Origin of the sequence: Streptomyces sp. NPDC051133 (assembly GCF_040682635.1) — a bacterium.
Classification (GTDB): domain Bacteria; phylum Actinomycetota; class Actinomycetes; order Streptomycetales; family Streptomycetaceae; genus Streptomyces.
In genome coordinates, this window is the sequence record NZ_JBFBBK010000002.1 from 295,556 (window position 1) to 315,498 (window position 19,943).

Sequence of the window (19,943 nt, forward strand, 5' to 3'; positions counted from 1 at the left end):
CGTTCTACTCCCCGGCGCTCACGAATTCAGCCTCGCGGTCCTGCCGCTGGGCCTTCTTCGCCTTGCGCTTGATGATCAGCAGGGAGGCCAGGCCGATCAGCACGGCCACCACCAGGCCCAGGTACGAGAACTTCTTCAGCCAGCCCTCGGCGACGACGCCCACGTAGTAGATGACGGCCGTCGTACCGCCCGCCCAGCAGATGCCGCCGAGGACGTTGGCGATCAGGAACTTCCAGTACGGCATGTGCAGGACGCCCGCGAGGGGGCCGGCGAAGATGCGCAGGAGGGCGACGAAACGGCCGAAGAAGACGGCCCACATGCCCCACTTCTCGAAGGACCCCTCGGCGGTGGCCACATGCCCAGCGCTGAAGTGCTTCGGGAACTTCCTGCCGAGCCACGCCAGCAGCGGGCGTCCGCCCTTGCGGCCGATCGCGTAGCCGATGGAGTCGCCGATCACGGCGCCGGCGGTCGCGCACGCGCCGAGGACGACCGGGTTGATGCCCGAGTGCTGGGAGGACATCAGCGCCGCCGAGACCAGGATGATCTCGCCGGGAAGCGGGATGCCCAGGCTCTCCAGACCGATCACCAGGGCCACCACGGCGTAGACAGCGGCCGCCGGCACCGTGTCGAGCCATTCCTGGACGTGCACCGTCGGTCCTCCCCTGTCGCCGTCCTTGCCCTGCGGGTCGTCGCATGTAAAGCGCGTCCCAAGGGAAGGCTACCTGGTCGGCGGTGAACGGCGGCCTGCGCGCACCCGCCCGGCGGCACCGTCCCGCCCTCGTCCCTTGGGTTTTCGGACATCCCGGTGTCACACGGGAGGGGAAGGCTCCCCGCGGTTCCGCCCGCTCGCTTCCCCCAGGTCCCCGCCGCGGGGCCCGCTGCGGAAGGACGACGTCCCCGTGTCCCCACCTGCCCCGCCGCCCCCGTCGCCGTCCCGCTCCCCGTCGCCGTCCCGCTCCCCGTCGCTGTCCCCGGCCCCGGCGCTCACCTCGTGTCCCGGGCCCCAGGCCCCGGCCCGCCCGGTCTCGCTCATAAGGGCCCGGAGCGTACGGCTGGTCCTCTGCCTGGCTCCGCTGCTGCTCGCCGGCGGCTGGGCGACGGCCCACCGGTCCGTCGTGTACGAGGGGGTCCGACGGCTGGCCGCGGCCGATCCGGTGTGGTTGCCGGCCGGGATCGGCTTCACCTGTCTGAACTGGGTGGCGGCCTCCTGTGTCCGGCAGGGCGCCGTGCCGGACCGGTTGCCGGCGGGGTCGCTGCTGGCCTCGCAGTTCGCCGCCGGCGCCGCCAACCACGTGCTGCCCGGTGGGCTCGGCGCGCACGCCGTGACCCTGCGCTTCCTGCGGGCGCAGGGGGTACCGCCGGCCCGGGCCGCCGCGTCGATCGGGCTGTACTCGCTGGCGAAGTCCGGCGCGAAGACGCTCGTACTGCTGGTGTTCCTCGCGGTGTCACCGGCCTGGCGGCGGCTGGGCGAGCTGGTCCCGGACGGGAGGCTGCTGGTGTCGGTCGGCGCCGTCGCCTGCGGGTCCGCCGCGGTGGCGGGGGTGCTGCTGACGGTCGTACGGCCGCTCAGGCGGCCGGTGACCGGGCTGGTCCGCGCCGCCCTGGCCGACGTGCGGGAGGTGCACACGCGGCCCCGCCGGGTGTGCGCCCTGTGGGGCGGCGCGCTCGCGATGCCGCTGGTGCAGGCGGGCACGCTCGTGTGCGTCGGGGCGTCGCTCGGGCTGGGGGTGCCGTGGGAGCAGGTGGTGCTCGCCCAGCTCGCGGCGGGCACGGCCGTCGGGGCGGTCCCGGCGCCGGGCGGGCTGGCGGTGGACGCCGCGCTGGTGTGGACGCTGGTCACGTTCGGCGCCTCCCCGGCGGTGGCCACCGCCACGGTGATCGGCTACCGGGTGCTGACCGACTGGGTGCCGTTGCTGCCGGGCGCGCTGGTGCTGTCGGCACTGATCCGCGCGAAGGTGCTGTGAGGGGCCGGACGGTCATTCCCGGCGGGCCACCAGGCGGTAGGCGTTGGCGAGGCCGAGGCGGTGGGACACCGGCCGTACCGCCCATCGGTCCAGTGCCGTCGCCGCGAGCAGTGCGGGCACTCCGGCGAGGAGGAGTGCGGTGCGTGCGGCGCGTGCGAGGGGGCCGGGGCGCTCGGACAGCCAGGGTGCGTCCTCGCGCGGGGCGGTGTGGTCCAGGGCCAGCCAGACGGCGGCGAGCAGGTCGACCGGATCGTGCGGTTCGGCGTGCTGCTCGGCGACCACGGTGAAGCCCCGCTCGGTGAGCCGCCTCCGCAGGTTGGCGACCGGCATGAGGTGCAGGTGCTGCGGCTGCAGCCAGGGCAGCCACCAGCGGCCGAGGAGGCGGGCGTAACGGCTCTCCGGGTCCGGTACCTCGATGAGCAGGTGGCCGCCTGGGCGTACGGCCTCGTGGGCGGCGCGCAGTTCACGGTCGGGGTCGGTGCTGTGCTCCAGGTAGTGGAACATGCTGACCACGTCGTAGCGGGCCCTCAGTTCCGGGGCGAGGTCGGGGAAGGCGCCGCGGTGGGCGTGGTCCACGCGGCCCTCGCGGGCGGCGAGTTCGACGCCGTCGGTGAAGTCGAGGCCGTCGAAGGCGGTGCCGGGCAGAACGGCGCGAGCGGCCTCGCAGAAGTGGCCGTGGCCGGTGCCGACGTCCAGCCAGGTCTTCGGGGCGGGGTCGTGCGGCAGCATCGCCTCGGCCCGGCTCCGGTACATCGCGGTGCGGCCGCCGAAGGTGCCGCTCATCCGTTGCTCGCCGAGACCGTCGTAGAAGTCCCGGTAGTAGAACTCCAGTCCTTCGTCGGTGAGCCGGGGGTTCTGGAAGGTGTGGCCGCAGTCGGCGCAGTGGTCGAGGGTGAAGCGGCCGGGCTTGTGCTGGAGGAGGTCGGTGGTGCGCAGGCGCGGGGTGAGCCGGGTGGAGGAGCACCAGGGGCAGGCGGTGCTCCGGGGGGCGAGGAACCGGTCGGTGCCGGCGTCCAGGTCGGCCCGGTAGGCGGCGCGCAGGGCGGCGATGCGGGCTGTCTTCTCTCGGGCGTCGCTCATCGGCTCTCCCCTGCCATGCGTTCGAGGTGGGCCGCCGCGGCCCGGGCGCCGCCCGCCGCGCGGAACGCGGCGCGGATCCGGGCGGCGGCGGCCCGGTGGGCGTGGTCGTGCAGGACGGTGTCGAGTGCCTCGCCGAGCCGGTCGGCGGTGACCCTGCCGAACCTGACCCGCAGGCCCGCTCCGGAATCCACGACCTGCCCCGCGACCACCGGCTGGTCGTCCCTGATGGGGGCGACGACGAGCGGGACGCCGTGCCACAGGGCCTCGCACACGGTGTTGTGACCGGCGTGGCAGACGACGGCGTCCATCCTTTCCAGGAGCGGGAGTTGGGGCACGGACGGCAGGATCAGGGCGTCCTTGTCGTCCGGTGTCGCCGGGAGGGTGCCGGCCGGGTCGGCGATCACCGCCTGGACCCGGTCGGCGCGGGCGCGCAGCGCGGTCAGGCACGCGGTGAGGAATCGGCCGCCGGCGTCGGCGTTCGCCGTGCCGAGGGTCACCAGGACCTTGGCCCGGCCCGGGTCCAGCCGGTCCCAGGGGAAGCCGGGCCCGGCCGGGCGGCCGGTGAGCGAGGGGCCGACGTAGCGGATGTGCGGGGCCGACGGTGCCTGGGGGCCGATCAGTCCGGGTGTGCTGAAGATCAGCAGCAGGTGCGGTGAGAAGCGCGGGTCGGCGGTGCCGGACGGGTCGCCGACGCGGGTGCGCAGCCCGGCCAGCCGCCGGTGCAGCCAGTCGGCGACCTTGGGCAGACCGTCGTAGGCTCCGGTGAACTCCGCCGAGGTGGTGGCGGAGGTGGCCCAGGGCAGTCCGAGGTGCTCGGCCACCAGGGCGCCGGCGAAGGCCTGCTGGTCGGCGACGACCACATCGGGGCGGAAACCCGCGACGGCCGCGCGGACGCCGGGTGCCATCGCGTCGGCGAGCGGGAGCAGATATCCCTCCCAGAGGTACTTCAGCGCCTCGACGCCCCGCAACTCCGGCGGCCGTACGGCGTCGCCGGCGCCCGGTACGGGTCCCGCGCACCGGAACACCACGGTGTCCGGGCCGGCGAGCCGCCGTACCAGTGCCGGGTCGGCGCACGCCCAGGCCACCCGGTGCCCGTGCGCGGCCAGCCGGCCGGCGATGCCGACGGCGGGGTTGATGTGTCCGGTCAGCGGCGGGACGACGAAGAGGAAGGCGCTCACCGGACGGCCGCCCCCGCACGGACGAGGTCCAGGATGTGCCGGCCGACGGCGCCGGGCGCCTCGACCAGGACCGAGTGCTCGTGCCCCGGCAGGACGACGGCGCGGAAGTCCGGCAGCAGCGCCCGGTGCGCCGGCACCAGGTCGGCGAGGTCCGAGTCGCCGCCGTACACGCCGAGGACCGGGCAGCGTACGGCCCTGATCTCGTCCTCGGTCAGCACCCGGCTCGCCGGGATGTCCCGGGCGAGGCTGGTCTCGCGGGCGAGCCGGGCCGCTCCCTTGGCGAGGCGGGCGGTGTTGTGGCCGCGGTGCGCGGTGATCCAGCGGATCGCGTCGGGTTCGTTGTGCGCGAGTTCGGCCGTCACCCGGCGCAGGATGCGGCCCAGTTTCGCCGCCCAGGCGGGGGTGGCGGGCTCGGACTCGATCAGCGTCAGGCTGGCCGTGCGGCCGGGGTGGCGGGCCGCGTGGCCGAAGGCGATGGTGCCGCCGTAGGAGTTGCCGACGAGGTGGACGGGGCCGGTGACGTCCAGGCGGGCGAGGAGCGCCGTGAGGTCGTCGATGTTGTGGTCCAGGGTGTAGCCGCGCGGCGGGCGTTCGCTGCGGCCGTGTCCGCGCAGGTCGTACATGACCACGTCGAGTCCGGCCGCGGCGAAGGCGGGCGCGACGGTGAAGTAGTAGCTGGCCAGGCTGTCGGTGAGCAGCCCGTGCACCAGGACGACCGTGGCGTGCGGGGTGCGGTCGCCGGCGGGCCCGGTGCGCTGGACGTGCAGCCGGATCCCGCCGGCGTCGACCATGGCCATCGCTCAGCCCGCCTGCGCGGTCTTCAGGCTTTCCGTCACGTGCTCCACGAGCCGGCCGACGGTCAGCTCGATGATCTCGTCGAACTCCATGCCGGCGAGGAACTCGGCGAGGTTGACCCGCTGCCCGTACCGCTCCTCCAGCAGTCCGGCCAGGGTGACGAGGTCGATGCTCTCCAGTTCCAGGTCGCGGTTGAAGGTGGTGGCCATGCCGATCGGCACGTCGTCGTCGCCGTACTCGGCCAGCACGGTGCGGAGCATGCCGGTGACGTCGGTGAGCACAGTGTCGGTGGTGGGCTGCGCCGGGGCCGGCTGGGTGGGGTTCATCGGGGCAACTCCTCGGCTGGTTGTTCGTGGGGTCCGTCGTCGGTGCCGGGCCCGGCCGTCCAGGCCACCACGTAGGCGCGCGTCGGCAGCGCGGGCGGGTTGGCCACCGGCGCGCAGTGCACGGTGTAGGCGCGTTCCAGGCGGCCGGAGACCAGCAGCCGCGCGCCGTCGGGGGCGGCCTCCAGCACCGCGAAGTCCCTGGGCCTGCCGCCGAATCCGGCGCCCTCCGCCTTGGCGACGGCTTCCTTGGCGGCCCAGAAGCGGGTGAACCACACCGCCTCGGAGCCGGTGCCGTCCGCCGACCGGGCGTGCAGGAGCCGCAGTTCGGCCGGGCCGAGCGCGGTGGCGAGGGTCGCCGGGTCGCGGTCGGTGACCTCCTCGATGTCGATGCCGGGGCCGGGCCGCGGGCCGCGCGGCCGTACGATCGCCACGGCCGTCTCGGCCCGGTGGGCGAGCGAGACGTCCAGCGGGGGCAGGGCCCGGCCGTGCACGCCGGTGACGTACGGGCGGCCCGACTCGTCGTTGCGGACCTGCAGTTCCGCCGGGAAGACGGGCCCTTCGCCGTGCCGCCACAGCCACCGGCGTACCGCGTCCTTGACCGCGATCCGGCCCAGCAGCCACTGCCGTCGGCCGCGTGGCGGGCGTGCGGCGTATGCGGCACGCTCGGCGCCGCCCAGCGAGTTGCGCATGATCAGCTCGCGGGAGGCGAGGTCCGGCCACCGCTCGTGCAGCAGCGCCCAGTCCCCGGGCATGGCCCGGGAGAGGGTGTGGCGCTCGGGAAAGCGTTCGACGGGACGGGTCGTCGGGTCGTTGTCGAAGCGGCGGTCCTGCCAGCCTCCGAGTACGGCCCACACCCGGCCGCCGACGGCGAGCTCCGCGTCCGCCTCCAGGACGGTGTCCGTGAGCGAGGTGATCCGCACCAGGCAGCCGACCTCGGTGCCGGGGGCCGGATCCGGTCCGTGGAAACGCAGGTGCCGCATCTGCACGGGGAAGACGACGGTCCGCTCGGAGCGGGTCGCCATGATCCAGTAGCCGAGCAGCTGGCCCACGTTGTCCAGCAGGGCCCCGGGTGCGGAGGGTGCGGTGATCACTCCGCGGATGTGCCGCTCGCCGATCGCGGTGAGCTCCGTGAGTCCCTGGTACGCCGGTCCGTGGAACATCCAGCGGTCGCGGTAGAGCTGCGCCGCGGTGTGCTCGGGGGGCCGCTCGGCGGGGAGCGGGAGGCCCGGGAGGACGCTGGGCGGGGGCGGGGCCGGGTGGTGCGGGGCCAGTTCGACGACGGCGCGGGCCGTGGGGCCGAAGGTGACGGTGACGCGGTCGGGATGGCCGGGGGCCGGGGCGACGGTGACCGGTACGTCGACCGGGGGCGCGGCGGTGAGCCAGCGGTCGAACCTGGCTCCGTGCACGGCGACCGCCCGCAGTCCGGGGGCCGCCGCCTCGGCCGCGTCCATCATGTGCCGGACGATCGTGGTGGCGGGGACCACCGGCCAACGGTCCTCCGGGTCCGGCCAGCCGGAGCGCTGCGGGAAGAAGCAGTGGTCCAGGAGGTGGGGCATGGTCGCGGCGGACACGCGAACGGTCGTGGTCGTGCGGGCGGTGGTGGTCGTGCGGGCGGTCCCGGCCGTCGTGCCCGTCTCCGTGCTGGTGAGGGCCGTTGTCCTGGTGACGGGGGTGGCCGGGGAGACGGTTGGGGCGGTTGACGGGACGACGGGGGTGGCGGAGGAGACGGCTGGGGCCGTTGACGGGACGACGGAGGCGGCGGAGGAGACGATGGGCGTGGCCGAGATGACGGCGGGGGCGGCCGAGGCGGGGTGGCGTCCGTCGCTCGCCGCGATCAGCCGCGCCGCCGTGTCCGCGGTGTCCCGCAGGAGGGCGGTCAGCTCGGCGGCGGCCGGGAAACGCGTGGCCAGGTCGTCGAGGGGGGCGGAGCCTACCGCGGGCGCCGCGGGCGCCGCCGACCGCTGCCGGGGGCGCAGTTCGGCGCGCAGCGCCTCCAGGTCCGGGCCGTCCAGGGAGACCAGGGCGCCGCCGAGGTCGAGGCGGACCGGCGGCCGCACGGCCCCCTTCGCGGCCGGTCCGGAGGGCAGTGCCGGTGCCACGGCCGCCCCTGCCACCCACAACGCCGTCGCGGTGCGGCGGAGTTGGGCCATGCCGCCGTGCCGGGGCGCGTTGGCGGCGACGGCCAGGTGGTCGCGGTCGCCGAGGGTGTCGTCGATCAGGGAGGTGAGCCGGCCGGGGCCGGTCTGGACGAAGACGCGGTGCCCGGCGGCGTAGAGCGCCTCGGTCAGCTCGCGGAAGCGGACGGGTTCCAGCAGGTGCCGTACGAACAGCTCGCGCACCGCGGCCTCGGCCTGCGGGAAGGGCGCGGCGGTCGTCCCGGACCAGACCGGCACGGTCGGCGGGTGCAGCCGGAAGGTGGCGGCGGCCTCCTGGATGGGGGCGAGGTAGGGCCGGAGCATCGGGGTGTGGAAGCCGGAGCGGAACGGCAGCACCTGGCAGAGCACGCCCTGGGCGCGGAAGGACCGGACGAACTCCTCGACCGCCGTGCCGGGTCCGCAGACCATGGACTGGTGGGGTGCGTTGTCGTGCGAGAGCACGATCCCGGAGCCGGTCCGGTCGGCCGCGAGCGCGGTGCGGACGCGGGCGGCGGAGGTGCCGACGGCGGCGAAGACGAGCCCGGGTACGGTCACCGCGTCCGGGTCGAACTCCGCCATGAACGCGTCCACTTGGCCGGCCGCGTACAGCCCGGCGGCGACCATGGCCGTCCACTCGCCGACGCTGTGCCCGGCGACCGCGTCCGGTACGACGCCCATCCGGCGCAGCGCCTGGTCCAGCAGCCGTCCCACGCCGACGACCCCGAACCCGTGCCGGCCGACGTCCCCGACCGGGGCGGCCGTGCCGGTGCCGGCGACCGGGGACAGGCCGAAGTGGGCGGCGATGTCGTCGGTGCGCGGACTGAAGTCGCCTTCCAGGCCGGGGAAGACGAACGCCAGCCTGCCGCCGCCGGCCGCGCCGAGCAGTGGCGCCGTGCGGAACCACACGTCGTTGCGGCCGTGCCAGGCGCGGCTCTTGCCGACCGCACGCCGGGCCAGCGCGAGCCGCTTGGCCGTCGGGTCCACGACACCGAGCCGGACGGGTCCGGCGCCGGGGTGCGGCCGGCCGGGGTCGAGTCCGGCGGCGAGGACGGCCGGGTCGGCGGCGGCGAGGAGGGCGGTGAGGTCGTCCGGGCGGTCGGCCGCGAGCAGGAGGACGCGCTCGGGTTCGGCGATGCGGGCGTGGAGCGCGCTCTGCGGAGGACGCGGGTCCGGTGAGCGGGTGCCCGCCGCCACCCGCGTGCGTCCTGCGGGCGATGAGAGGGGCCCCGGTGCCTCCTCCAGGACCACATGGGCGTTGATCCCGCCGAACCCGAAGGCGTTCACGGCGGCCCGGCGGACCGGCTGCCGGGGGCCGGTCTCCCAGGGCCGGGCGCGCTGCAGGGTGCAAAAGCGGGTGGCGGCGAGGGCGGGGTGGGGGTCGTCGCAGTGGAGCGTGGGCAGGAGGGTGCCGTGGTGGAGGGCGAGGGCGGCCTTGACCAGGCCCGCCACTCCGGCGGCCGGCATGGTGTGGCCGATCATCGACTTCACCGAGCCGAGGACCGGGCGCTCCTGGTCCCCGTGGTCCGCGCCCGGACCGAACACCTCGGCCAGCGTACTGAGTTCGGCGGCATCCCCGGCCGGGGTGGCGGTGCCGTGGGCCTCCAGCAGGCCGAGGGAGTGCGGGGCGGCGGGGTCGAGGCCGGCGGCCCGCCAGGCCTGGCGCACGGCGCGGGCCTGCCCGCCGGGGTCGGGGGTGACGAGCCCCGCCGTACGGCCGTCGCCGGCCACGCCCGTCCCGCGGATCACCGCGTAGATCCGGTCCCCGTCGCGTGCGGCGTCCGCGAGCCGTTTCAGTACGACGACGCCGGTGCCCTCGCCGATGAGGATGCCGTCGGCGTCGCGGTGGAAGGGGCGGATGCGCTCGCTCGGGGACAGGGCACGGAGTTGGGAGAAGACGCTCCACAGGGTGATGTCGTGGCAGTGGTGCGTTCCCCCGGCCAGCATGAGGTCGCAGCGGCCGGTGGTGAGTTCGGTGACCGCCTGGTCCACGGCGACCAGGGAGGAGGCACAGGCGGCGTCCACGGTGTAGGCGGGGCCGCGCAGGTCGAGCCGGTTGGCGATGCGGGAGGCGGCGAGGTTGGGGACGAGTCCGATGGCGGACTCGGGTCGGTCCGGGCCGAGTCGCTCGGTGAACGCCGTGCGCACCCGGTCCAGCTGGGCGGTGGACAGCTCGGGCAGTAACTCCCCCAAGGTGCGCACGAGTTGTCCCGCCGTCCGGACCCGTTGGTCGAGCCGGACCAGGCCGGGGGTGAGGTAGCCGCCCCGGCCCAGGGTGACACCGATCCGCTCCCGCGCGGGCAGCCGTGCCTCGCCGCCGGCGTCGGCGAGCGCGGCCGCGGCCACGTCGAGAGCGATCAGCTGGTCGGGCTCGGTGCCCGGGACGGAGGAGGGCATGATGCCGTAGCGGGTGACCTCCACCTCGGCGAGGCCGTCCACGAATCCGCCACGCCGGCAGTACACCTGGTCGGCGACGGCCGGCCCGGCGGCCGAGCCGGGTCGGTAGTAGTCGGCGTCCCAGCGGCCGGCCGGGACGTCACCGATCGCGTCGACGCCGTCGCGCAGGTTGCGCCAGTAGGCGTCGAGACCGGGGGCGCCGGGCAGCAGCACGGCCATCCCGACGACGGCGACGGGGATCTGTCGCTCCGTCATCTCACCAGCCCGACGCGGTGTGGACGACGGCGCGGGCCGCCGGGTCTCCCCAGGCGAGTTCCCGCAGGAGGGCCGCCGTGCCCTCGTCCGGGTCGATCAGGGCCACCCCGCGGCGGGCGTACGCGCGGCCGAGTTCGGCGTCGACCATGCCGGTGTGCGTGCCGGAGGGCGCCCAGGGGCCCCAGTGGACGGTGAGTGCGCGGTGGCCCGTACGCGCGGCCCAGTCCGCGCCGAGCGCCTCCAGGGCGTCGTTCGCTGCGGCGTAGTCGGCCTGGCCGCGGTTGCCGAGGACGGCGGCGATGCTGCCGAACAGCACGGTGAAGGCGGGTGCGACGGGCAGGTCGTCCAGGGCGGCGAACAGCGCGGCGGCGCCGGCGGCCTTGGTGCCGTACACCCGTCGGAAGGACTCGGGGGTCTTCTCGGCGATCAGCCGGTCCTCGATGACCCCGGCGGCGAAGACGACGCCGTCGAGCCGGCCGTGTGCGGCGTGGATCTCCTTGACCGCGCGCAGGACGGCGTCCCGCTCCCGGAAGTCCACCGAGCGGTAGCGGGCCGTGCTGCCGAGGGCGGTGAGTTCGGCGAGCGTGGCGGTGATCTCCCGCTGGGCCAGGACCAGTTCGGCGGCCCTGTTGATCTCGGCGGGCCCGGGCGTGCCCGGCGCGGCGGCGAGCGCGGCCCTCAGTTCGACGGGGGTGCGGGCGGCGGCGGTGTGCGGGGCCTCGGGTGCGGTGGGCGCGGGGGTACGTCCCAGCAGCTCGACGCGGCACCGGGAGGCGCCGGCCAGGGTGGCCGCGAACCTCGCGGTGATGCCCCGGGCGCCGCCGACCAGCAGGACCACGGCGTCCCGGTCGAGCCCGAGCGCGGCGGCCTCGGCGGCGCCGTCGGCGGCGGGTCCGGCGCCGGTGGTGCCGAGCGGACCGAGGGGCACGGGCACCAGCTCGAGTCCCCGGCGGAGTCCGGCCGCCGTACGCAGGACGACGGGGGCCGGTTCGGGGGCCGCTTCGGGGGCGAGCAGCTCGGCGAGCAGGGCGTCGGCCACGGCCGCCGGTGCGGTGTCGTCGACGGCGGCGATCCGGACGAGCAGGTCCGGGTACTCGCGGGCGGCGGTGCGGAACAGACCGTCCAGACCGGCGGCCCGCAGCGCGCCGGCGCGGTCCGCGGCCCGCACGGCGAGCAGCCGGCACGGCCCGTGGGCCAGCGCCGCCCGGAGCACGGGGAAGGCGTCCGGCAGTACCGGGAGGTCCGGGCCGGGCAGCGCGCCCAGGTACAGCACGCCGTCGGCCGTGCCGTCGGCCGGGGTGAGGAGGTGGTCCCGGTCGAGGAGTACGGCGTCGGCACCGTGCGCGGTGAGCCGGGCGGCGACCTCGGCGGCCGTGCCCGCTCCGTCACCCTCACGGTCGCCGTCGCCGTCCCCGCCCCCCAGCAGCAGGAATCTGCGGCCGGACAGGGCCTGGGCGGGATCGGCGTCGCCGTCCGGCCCGGGAAGGGACACGGGGCGCAGCTCGCAGCGCCGGGGGGCCACGCCCGCGGTGCCGGTGTCCGCCGCCGGGGCCGGTGTCCCGGCCTCCCGGCTCGCGTCGGCGGGCTGCTGCTTTCCGTCCGCCGCCCGGGCCGGTCCCCCGGCCGGTCCGCTCCCGTCGGCCGCGTGCGTGCCGATCCGCGCCGTCAGCCAGCCCGTCACCGCGGCGGCCGTGCGCGCCTTGGTCAGCTCCTCCAGCTCGGCGTCGTCCAGGACCTCGGCGCCGCCCGCGACACCGAGGCGCCGGGCGAGTTCACCCGCTATCTCGGCGCGCTTGATGGAGTCGATGCTCAGGTCCGCCTCCAGGTCGAGCCCGGGCTCGATCATGTCGACGGGATAGCCGGTGCGCTCGCTGATGATCTCCAGGACGACCCGTTCCACGTCGGTGATCCGTTCCACGTGGGTGGCCCGTTCCACGTGGGTGACCCGTTCCACGTCGGTGACCTGCTCCTCGCCGGGTGGCTCGGGCGAGGGCACTGCGGCGACGGGAAGGGAAGGCCGCGGCGGAGGTACGGGCGCGGCGGCGGGGGCGGCGGCGGGCGCGGTGCCGAAGTAGGTGAGCAGCACATCGCGCTGGGCGGCGATCATCTCCCGGCTGGTGCGCAGGAATTCGGAGATGAGCGCGTCCCGGTCGGCCGGGGCGCGGTACGGCTGGTCGGTCGTCACGGGCGTCTCCACGACTCGTCGGGCCGGTGCGAGGGCACCGGCGAGCAGTGCTCCGTCGGCGGTGCGGACGAGGTGTCCGTCGACGGTCCAGCCGGGCCGTTCGGGCGCCGGGGCGCGCAGCGCGTCGACGGCGTCGCGGCCCCTGAGGAGCCAGGCGGTGCGCACCGGCAGCCCGGCGACGGCGAGTTGGGCGAGGGCGTCGAGCCAGCCGTACAGGCCGCTGTCGGCGCGGGGTTCGCAGACGACCGTGCGGTGCGGGCGGTCGCCGAGGGTCTGGCCGACGAGCCGGGTGAGCACCGTGCCGGGGCCCGCCTCGACGAAGATCCGCGCGCCCGCCTCGTACATCGCCTCGATCTGCGCGGCGAAGGAGACGGGGGCGCCGATCTGCGCGGCGAGTTCCGCGCGCACCGCGTCGGGCTCGGACGGGTACGGCGTGGCGGTGCGGTTGGCCCAGACGGGGATCTCGGGCGGCCGTACCGTCCGCTCCGCGAGGATCTTGGCGAACCGTTCCCCCGCCGCGGCCACCACCGGGCTGTGGAAGGCGCAGGCGACGGGGATGCGCCGCGCGCCCAGACCGGCCGCGCGCAGCAGGCGTACGGCGGTGCCGACGTCCGCGGTGGGCCCGGAGATCACCGTCTGTCCGGGCGAGTTGAGGTTGGCGAGCACGACCGACTCGGGCGCGCCGCCCGCGCGCAGGGCGCGTACGACGTCCTCGGCGGGCGCGCCGACGGCGGCCATGGTGCCGGGGTCGTCGCCGGCCGCCGCCAGGATCGCCCCGGCCCGCTCGCCGCTCAGCTCCAGCAGCGTCTCCGGGTCGAGGGCACCGGCCGCGGCGAGGGCGACCAGCTCGCCGTAGCTGTGGCCGGCGGCGAGGTCGGGGTGGACGCCCGCCGAGGTGAGGAAGGCGTGGGCGGCGAGGCCCGTGATGCCGAGGGCGGGCTGGGCGGCCCGGGTGTCGGTGAGGGCGGCGCGGCGGCGCTCGCGGGTGGCGTCGTCGAAGGCCGCCGGCGGGTACAGCGCGTCGGCGTGGGCCCGGCCGAGGTGCAGTGCGTGCCGCAGCTCGGGCAGGGCGACCAGGAGCTCGGCGAGCATTCCGGTGCGCTGGCTGCCCTGCCCGGGGAAGAGGAAGGCGACTTCGCCGGGGGCGGGGGCCGGATCGGCCTCCCCCGCACCCGCGTCAGCGTCCGCGTCCACACCCACGTCCGCACCCGCACCCGCACCCGCACCCGCACCCGCACCCGCACCCGCCCGATGGACCCCCGCCGCCGGATCGTGCTCCCCCGCGAGGATCCGCCGCAGCCGTCCGGTCAGTTCCTCGACGTCCCGGGCCACGACCGCGGCCCGTACCGGCTCGTGCGAGGTGTCGGCGCGGTGGGCCGCGGCGAGGGCGAGGTCGCGCAGGCGCCAGGGGCGGCCGGTGGTCTCGGCGGCCCGGAGGATCTCCGCCGCCTCCCGGTGGGCCGCCGCCGTGTCCCGGCCCCGGAAGAGGAACAACTCGGCGGGCCAGGCGTCCAGGGCCTGCCCGGGCGGTACGGCGCCCCCGTACGCGGCGAGCACCGCATGGAAGTTGGTGCCGCCGAAGCCGAACGCGCTCACCCCGGCGAAACGTTCCGACGCAGGTGCCGCCCAGGGCCGGGCGCCGGTGTGGAAGACGAACGGGCTCTCGTCCTGCGCCCAGGCCGGGTCGGGCCGCTCCAGGTGGAGGGTGGGCGGCTTGACCCCGGTGTACAGCGCGAGCGTGGTCTTGATCAGGCCGGCGAGTCCGGCGGCGCACTTGGTGTGCCCGATCTGTGACTTGACCGAGCCGAGCGCACAGCTCCCGGTCCTGGCGCCCGCCTCGGTGAACACCTCGCCCAGCACACCGAGTTCGGTGCGGTCGCCGACGACGGTCCCGGTGCCGTGCGCCTCGACCAGTCCCACCTGTGCGGGCGAGACACCGGCGTTGCGGTACGCCCGCTCCAGCGCGGCCCGCTGGCCCTCGGGCCGGGGCGCGGTCAGACCGCGGGAGCGGCCGTCGCTGGCGGAGCCGAGGCCCTTGACCACGCCGTAGATACGGTCCCCGGCGCGTTCGGCGTCGGCGAGCCGTTTGAGGACCACGCAGGCCACGCCCTCGCCGAGCGCGATGCCGTCGGCGCAGGCGTCGAAGGCGCGGGACCGCCCGGTCGGGGAGAGCGCGTGCACGGAGGAGAACAGGACGTAGTCGTTGATGCCGTTGTGCAGATCGGCGCCGCCGCACAGCACGAGGTCGCTGGTGCCGAGGGCCAGCTCCTTGCAGGCCACGTCGAGGGCGGCGAGGGAGGATGCGCAGGCGGCGTCCACGGTGTAGTTGGCGCCGCCCAGGTCCAGGCGGTTGGCGATCCGGCCGGAGACGACGTTGGCGAGCATGCCGGGGAAGGAGTCCTCCGTCAGCCGGGGCAGCTGCTCCTCCAGCCCGTCGGGGACCCTGCCGTAGTACGAGGGGAGGACGGCGCGCAGGGTGACGGCGTTGGAGAGGTCGCTGCCCGCCTCGGCGCCGAAGACCACGGAGGTGCGCGCCCGGTCGAAGTCCCGCCCCTGTTCGCCGTACCCCGCGTCCTCCAGCGCCCTGCGGGCCGCTTCCAGGGACAGCAGCTGGACGGGTTCGACGCTGCCGAGGGAGGCGGGCGGGATGCCGTAGCGCAGCGGGTCGAAGGGGATGCGGGGCAGGAAGCCGCCCCACTTCGACGCCGTGCGGCCGGTTTCGTGGTGCACGTCGGGGTCCCAGCGGTCGGGTGGGACCTCGGTGACGGCGTCGCGCCCGGCGACCACGTTCGCCCAGAATCCGGCGAGGTCGGGGGCCCCGGGGAACATGCAGGCCATGCCGACGATCGCGATGTCGAGCGGGGCCGGCGTCTCCCGCACGGCACGCGTGACCGGTGTGGTGCGTGCGGCGAGGAAGTCGGCTGCGCCGTCGGTCACCGAGCGGTGCAGCGCCGCCAGGGTGGTGGTGGCCGAGCGCAGGACGGCGACCTCGCCGGCCATGAACATCCCGTCGGTGAGCTGCCGTTCCTCGCCGACGGCCCGCAGCGCGCCGTCGGGGGCGCGTTCGACGCCCTTGCTGGCGACGCGCAGCCGGCCCACGTTGAGCCGTTCCAGCGTCTCCCAGACCTCCCGGTCGGGCAGGCCGCGGGCGCGTAACGCGGCTTCCCGGGCGCGGTAGTCGCCGGTGAAGGGGCTGGGGACGCAGCGGGTGGCGTGCCCGGGCGCGGTCTCCAGCAGGGCGGTCGTGGTGGCGGCGAGGACCTGCCGCTGGAAGGACGGCCGGATGGCGCCGTGGGCGACGGCTTCCTCGGTGAACAGGTAGGCGGTGCCCATGAGGACGCCGACGGCGGCGCCCCGTTCGGTGAGCGGTGCGGCCAGGGCGGCGACCATCGCCGCCGACCGTTCGTCGTGGACACCGCCGGCGAAGAGGACCTCCAGCCGCTGTGCCGACGCGTCGTCCGCGGTGGCCAGGAAGTCCTCCAGCACGGCGAGTTGGGACTCCCAGAGCGGGAAGGAGGCCCGGGGCCCGACGTGTCCGCCGCACTCGGACCCCTCGAACACGAAGCGGCGCGCCCCGGCGTCCAGGAACTGCCGCAGCAGCCCCGGCGAGGGCACGTGCAGGAACGTGCGGATTCCGGCCCGCTCCAGCGCCTCGGCCTGGGCGGGCCGTCCGCCGGCGATGATGGCGTGCGTCGGGCGCAGTTCCCGTACGGCGTCCAGCTGGGCGTTCCTGATGTCCTCGGGCGCGAAGCCGAGGACGCCCACGCCCCAGGGCCGCCCGTCGAGCGCGGCGCGTGCCTCGGTCAGCAGGGACCGGGTGCGCTCACCGTCGGCGAGGGCCAGCGCCAGGAAGGGCAGCGCCCCCTCCGCGGCGACGGCGGCGGCGAAGCCCGCCTGGTCGCTGACCCTGGTCATGGGCCCCTGGGCGACCGGCAGCCGCGTGCCGAGCGCGCGGCTCATCGCGGAGCCGGCCCGCAGGGCCCCGGAGGCGACGGTCCCGCCTCTCAGGGGACCGCGGGGAGCCGCGGGCACAGCCGCATCCGGCTCGGCACCGGGCCCGGACCCGCACTCGGACCCGGCCTCGCTCCCGGACCCGAACCCGGACCCGACGGGCCCACCACCACCGGCGGCGTCCACGAACCCCGCCCCGACCGCCCCCCGGACCGCCGCCGTCATCTCCCGCACCACACCCCGCACGTCTCGCCACCGCTCGGCGAACCGGGCGGCGAGGAAGCCGTCCTGGCCCACCGGCAGCAGCCGGCGGCGCAGGTCACGGGCGCCCAGCAGGGACGCGACCGTGTCGGGGTCGTCGGCGGCCGGCCGAGCGGTGTCCGGCCCGCGCCGGCGCAGCACCCGGTGCCCGCCCAGCAGCACCGTCTCCGAACCGTCCAGGGACCGTACGACCGCCCGGACCTCCTCGGGCAGCCCCGACTCGGCGAGCAGCGCCAGCTGGGCGTCGAGGACGACGCCCGCCGCCCCGCCCGCCACGGCGGCCGCCGCCGTACGCGGCCCGATGCCACCGCACGCCCAGACGGGAACCCCGCTCAGGGCCTCGTCGGACAGGAGCTGCTGGAGCAGGACGAAGGTGCTCAGCTCGCCGACCCGGCCGCCGCTCTCGGCGCCGCGGGCGATCAGCCCCCGGGCACCGGCACGGACCGCTTCCCGGGCCTGCGCGAGATCGGTCACTTCGGCCAACACTCGTTTACCGAAGTCGAGTTGAGCCGTATGGCGATGTGCGTCCGGAGCGAGGACCACCGTGCCGGGGGCGTCACCGAGGTCGGCCGGGCCCAGGGTGCAACGGCCCGTCAGCCGGACCCCGAAGGGCCCCGGCGCGACACGTCTGAGCCGGGACAGCTGTTCGCGGGCCGTTCGGTCACCGGAGCCCAGGTCCAGGATGCCGAGTCCGCCGGCGGCCGAGGCCGCGGCGGCGAGAGCGGCGTCGGCCTCTCCGAACGGGGTGATGCACAGGATCAGGTCGTGGGCGCGCACAGGCGAGGTCATGATGCTCCGGCACGATCGGCGAGACAGCACGGTGGGGGGTGTGCGGCGGAACGCTCTGGTGCGAGGGCACCGGAAACTAGCGAGGGCTTACTCACGGGTCAATAACGACGCACCCTTTTCACACGCGGTGGCCTCGATTCGGCCAGCCCGCCGAATTCCCCGCAAGGGGCGGGAAATCCCGGCAATTCCCGGCACGCGTACGAGCGCGGAGCCACCGGACTCCGCGCCCCATACCGGCACATACCCCAGCGAAACAGCCAGGGTATTCACCGGCGCCTCACTCACCCGCAACGCGCCGAGACACCGGGCCGAAGTCTGTAAATTCCACATGACATCGACCCGGTGGCGCGAACGCGGCCCGGTCGTCTCCCGGCGGCCTCAGCCGAGCGGCGTCCCCACGGTCGCGGGCACGGAGACGACCCCGCCGGCGACCGGGCGGACGACGTCCCGCACCACGTCGCCGGGGTGACCGAGGCAACCGGGGTCCCCTGATCCACCGGGAGAACCGGAGGCACCGGGATCACCGGAGTCACCGGGTCCGGACGGCCGCCGGTCACCGCGAACGCGGACCTGGGCGATGCGCGGCGCGTCCCCCGACCGGCCCTCGCGCAGCCCTCGGCCGGGTCCCGCGCCGGGGTTCCCGCGCGACGCGCCCCTGCCCGGCGGCCCCTCCGACAACCCTCCTCCGCCCTTCTCCTTCGCGCGCCCCGGCCGCCCGGCACCCGGCTCGTCCGTCCCTCCGGGAGCGCCCGGCGGCCCGGGCTCCCCGGGCGCCGCACCCGCAGGGGGCACGCCGTCCGGACGCGGCGCGAGCGTCCACCGCTCCCCCGCCGCGCCGTCACGCGCCGCGAGCCGCACCCGCCCGGACCCGCCACCGGATGACACGGCCAGGACGAGCGCCGGGTGATGCCCGCGGAGCAGGATCTCGCCGCGCACGGTGACGTCGTACGACACCTCCCCGGCGGGCGTCACGCAGTCGGAGACCGCGACGTTCTTCGTCCCGGTGTCGGCGGCGAGGCAGAGGGCCGGGTCGGCGGCGCTGCGCAACAGCCCGTCGTCCTGGTACGACCACTGCTGCGAAGCGGCGGCGGAGCAGGCGGCGAGCCGGACTCCCGCGCCCTCGACCGGCCTGCCCCCGGTCATGTCCAGGCAGCGCCCGGAGGCGAGGTTGTACAGGCCGCCGCGGGCGAGCGCGACGGGTGTGCCGGCCGCGGCGGCCGAGGGGGAGGGCGCGATGCGCGCGCCGGTACCGGTGCTGCGGCCGACGGGGGCGCCCCAGGTGGCACCGGGGTGCGGGACACCGTTGTCGTCGGACCAGCTCCTGACCACGAGCACGGTGGCGAGCAGGGCGAGCGCGGTCAGTCCCACGCCGACCGCCAGGACCGTGCGGTGGCGGCTCGCCGCTGCCGTACGGTGCCGGCCACCGGCTTCGGGACGGGCCGGCGGCGCCGGGTGCGGCCAGTCCCCGGCGCCGTCGCGGCCGGGGCGCGAGTCGAGATAGCGGCGGGCGCCCCAGCCGAGCACGGTCTCGGCGAGCAGGACGTCCAGGCTCTCGTCGCACAGGGCGAGTTGCTCGGCGGCGAAGCGGCAGTAGGAGCAGACCGTCAGATGCCGGCGCACGTCGGGCAGCAGGGCGCCGCCGCGGCGCATCGGGACATCGAGGAGCCGGTTGTAGAAGCGGCATTCCTTCGAGGGCGCGAGTTCCCGGTGGGCGCGCACGCAACCCGTGCGGAATTGCTCCCGCGCCTGGTCGAGGGCGTGTGTCGCGGTGACCGGGTCGACCCCCAGCAGACCAGCGGGTATGTTTATGGGTTCTGCTTCGACCTCGGTGTGCCAGAGAAGGCATTGCGAGGCGCCCGGAAGGGCGCGGAATGCGCGGTCGGCCAGCTGACGCCTTTCCGGAGTGCCGGGCTTTGTCGCGCGCAGCCCGCGGCCTCCGGCGGTTTTGCGCAATTCCGGCAGGGTGACGCAGGCGGCGTCGTCCCCCGCCCAGGCGCGGACGGTGTCACGGGCGGCTGCCAGCAGCTGCGGGCGCAGCGCGCCGCCGACGGCTCCGCCGGCGGTGCGGCCGAGGACCGTGTGGAAGGCGGCGGTGGCCACCAGCTGGGCCGTGGGCCCGGCGGCGGCCAGGCAGACGACCGCGTAGTCGCGGGTGGCCCGCCAGTGACGGGCCAGCAGCAGGGCGACGGCGTGATGGCGGGCCGCTCCCGGACCGCTGAGCCGGGCGACGAGATTGCGGTCGGACTCTCCGGCCGGACCGGGTGGGGGAGGGTACGGCGGGCGTGGGGGGTAGGAGGACTGCACGGAACCATTTCCTTTCCAGCGAACAGGACAGCGCACACAAGGGCGTCCTGTCGGAAAGCAGTGCCAGATCGGTGCGTACCTGATGGGCTGGCGTCGGCGTTATGCGCCTGCCATTGCCCTCCCGCGGGAAGGCTCACTTTCGCACACGGGCCTCACAGGAAACAAGAAGTTCGAATGACTCGGCCTCAATATCGCTCCACCACACAAAAGTTACCGGCGGTATCCCCATGAGGGTGGTCGCGCGGTCCGGTCAACTCGCCGCCGGAATAAGCCGGATGCCCCCGGAGACGCCCGGCGGCCCGGCCGAGCCGGACCACGCCGGACAG

9 protein-coding genes are annotated in these 19,943 nt (G+C 75.8%); 1 reads left to right on the forward strand and 8 read right to left on the reverse strand.

All coding sequences use genetic code 11. The annotated features are described in order from the left end of the window. Nucleotides 1–4 precede the first annotated feature (4 nt). Nucleotides 5–649 carry a DedA family protein gene (locus tag AB0N17_RS03940; protein WP_366009495.1) on the reverse strand — a complete coding sequence of 215 codons (645 nt, stop codon included), beginning with the start codon at nucleotides 647–649 and terminating at the stop codon, nucleotides 5–7. A gap of 250 nt (nucleotides 650–899) precedes the next feature. On the opposite strand from AB0N17_RS03940, the gene AB0N17_RS03945 reads away from it, so the two are divergent. Further along, nucleotides 900–1,964 carry a lysylphosphatidylglycerol synthase transmembrane domain-containing protein gene (locus AB0N17_RS03945; RefSeq protein ID WP_366009496.1) on the forward strand — a complete coding sequence of 355 codons (1,065 nt, stop codon included), beginning with the start codon at nucleotides 900–902 and terminating at the stop codon, nucleotides 1,962–1,964. Between the two features lie 12 nt (nucleotides 1,965–1,976). Here the strand turns inward: AB0N17_RS03945 and AB0N17_RS03950 are convergent, their stop codons facing one another. The 7 genes from AB0N17_RS03950 to AB0N17_RS03980 all read right to left on the reverse strand — a co-directional run bounded on the left by AB0N17_RS03950 (nucleotide 1,977) and on the right by AB0N17_RS03980 (nucleotide 19,617). After that, the gene (locus AB0N17_RS03950) at nucleotides 1,977–3,044 is read right to left on the reverse strand and encodes a class I SAM-dependent methyltransferase (RefSeq protein WP_366009497.1); all 1,068 of its coding nucleotides are present in this window, start codon (nucleotides 3,042–3,044) and stop codon (nucleotides 1,977–1,979) included. Then, the gene (locus tag AB0N17_RS03955) at nucleotides 3,041–4,222 is read right to left on the reverse strand and encodes a glycosyltransferase (RefSeq protein ID WP_366009498.1); all 1,182 of its coding nucleotides are present in this window, start codon (nucleotides 4,220–4,222) and stop codon (nucleotides 3,041–3,043) included. Before AB0N17_RS03955 ends, AB0N17_RS03950 begins: the two co-directional genes overlap by 4 nt. Continuing rightward, nucleotides 4,219–5,019, reverse strand: a complete 801-nt coding sequence (locus AB0N17_RS03960) for an alpha/beta hydrolase (protein WP_366009499.1) — start codon at nucleotides 5,017–5,019, stop codon at nucleotides 4,219–4,221. Before AB0N17_RS03960 ends, AB0N17_RS03955 begins: the two co-directional genes overlap by 4 nt. 3 nt (nucleotides 5,020–5,022) lie before the next feature. Continuing rightward, nucleotides 5,023–5,343: an acyl carrier protein gene (locus AB0N17_RS03965; protein WP_366009500.1), complete on the reverse strand. Its 321-nt coding sequence runs from the start codon at nucleotides 5,341–5,343 to the stop codon at nucleotides 5,023–5,025. Continuing rightward, nucleotides 5,340–10,127, reverse strand: coding sequence for a beta-ketoacyl synthase N-terminal-like domain-containing protein (locus AB0N17_RS03970; protein ID WP_366009501.1), 4,788 nt, complete (start codon nucleotides 10,125–10,127; stop codon nucleotides 5,340–5,342). The genes AB0N17_RS03965 and AB0N17_RS03970 overlap by 4 nt, the downstream gene beginning before the upstream one ends. Nucleotide 10,128: 1 nt before the next feature. Further along, the gene (locus AB0N17_RS03975) at nucleotides 10,129–17,313 is read right to left on the reverse strand and encodes an SDR family NAD(P)-dependent oxidoreductase (RefSeq protein ID WP_366009502.1); all 7,185 of its coding nucleotides are present in this window, start codon (nucleotides 17,311–17,313) and stop codon (nucleotides 10,129–10,131) included. 378 nt (nucleotides 17,314–17,691) lie between these two features. Then, the gene (locus AB0N17_RS03980; RefSeq protein WP_366009503.1) at nucleotides 17,692–19,617 is read right to left on the reverse strand and encodes a ricin-type beta-trefoil lectin domain protein; all 1,926 of its coding nucleotides are present in this window, start codon (nucleotides 19,615–19,617) and stop codon (nucleotides 17,692–17,694) included. Nucleotides 19,618–19,943 lie beyond the last annotated feature (326 nt).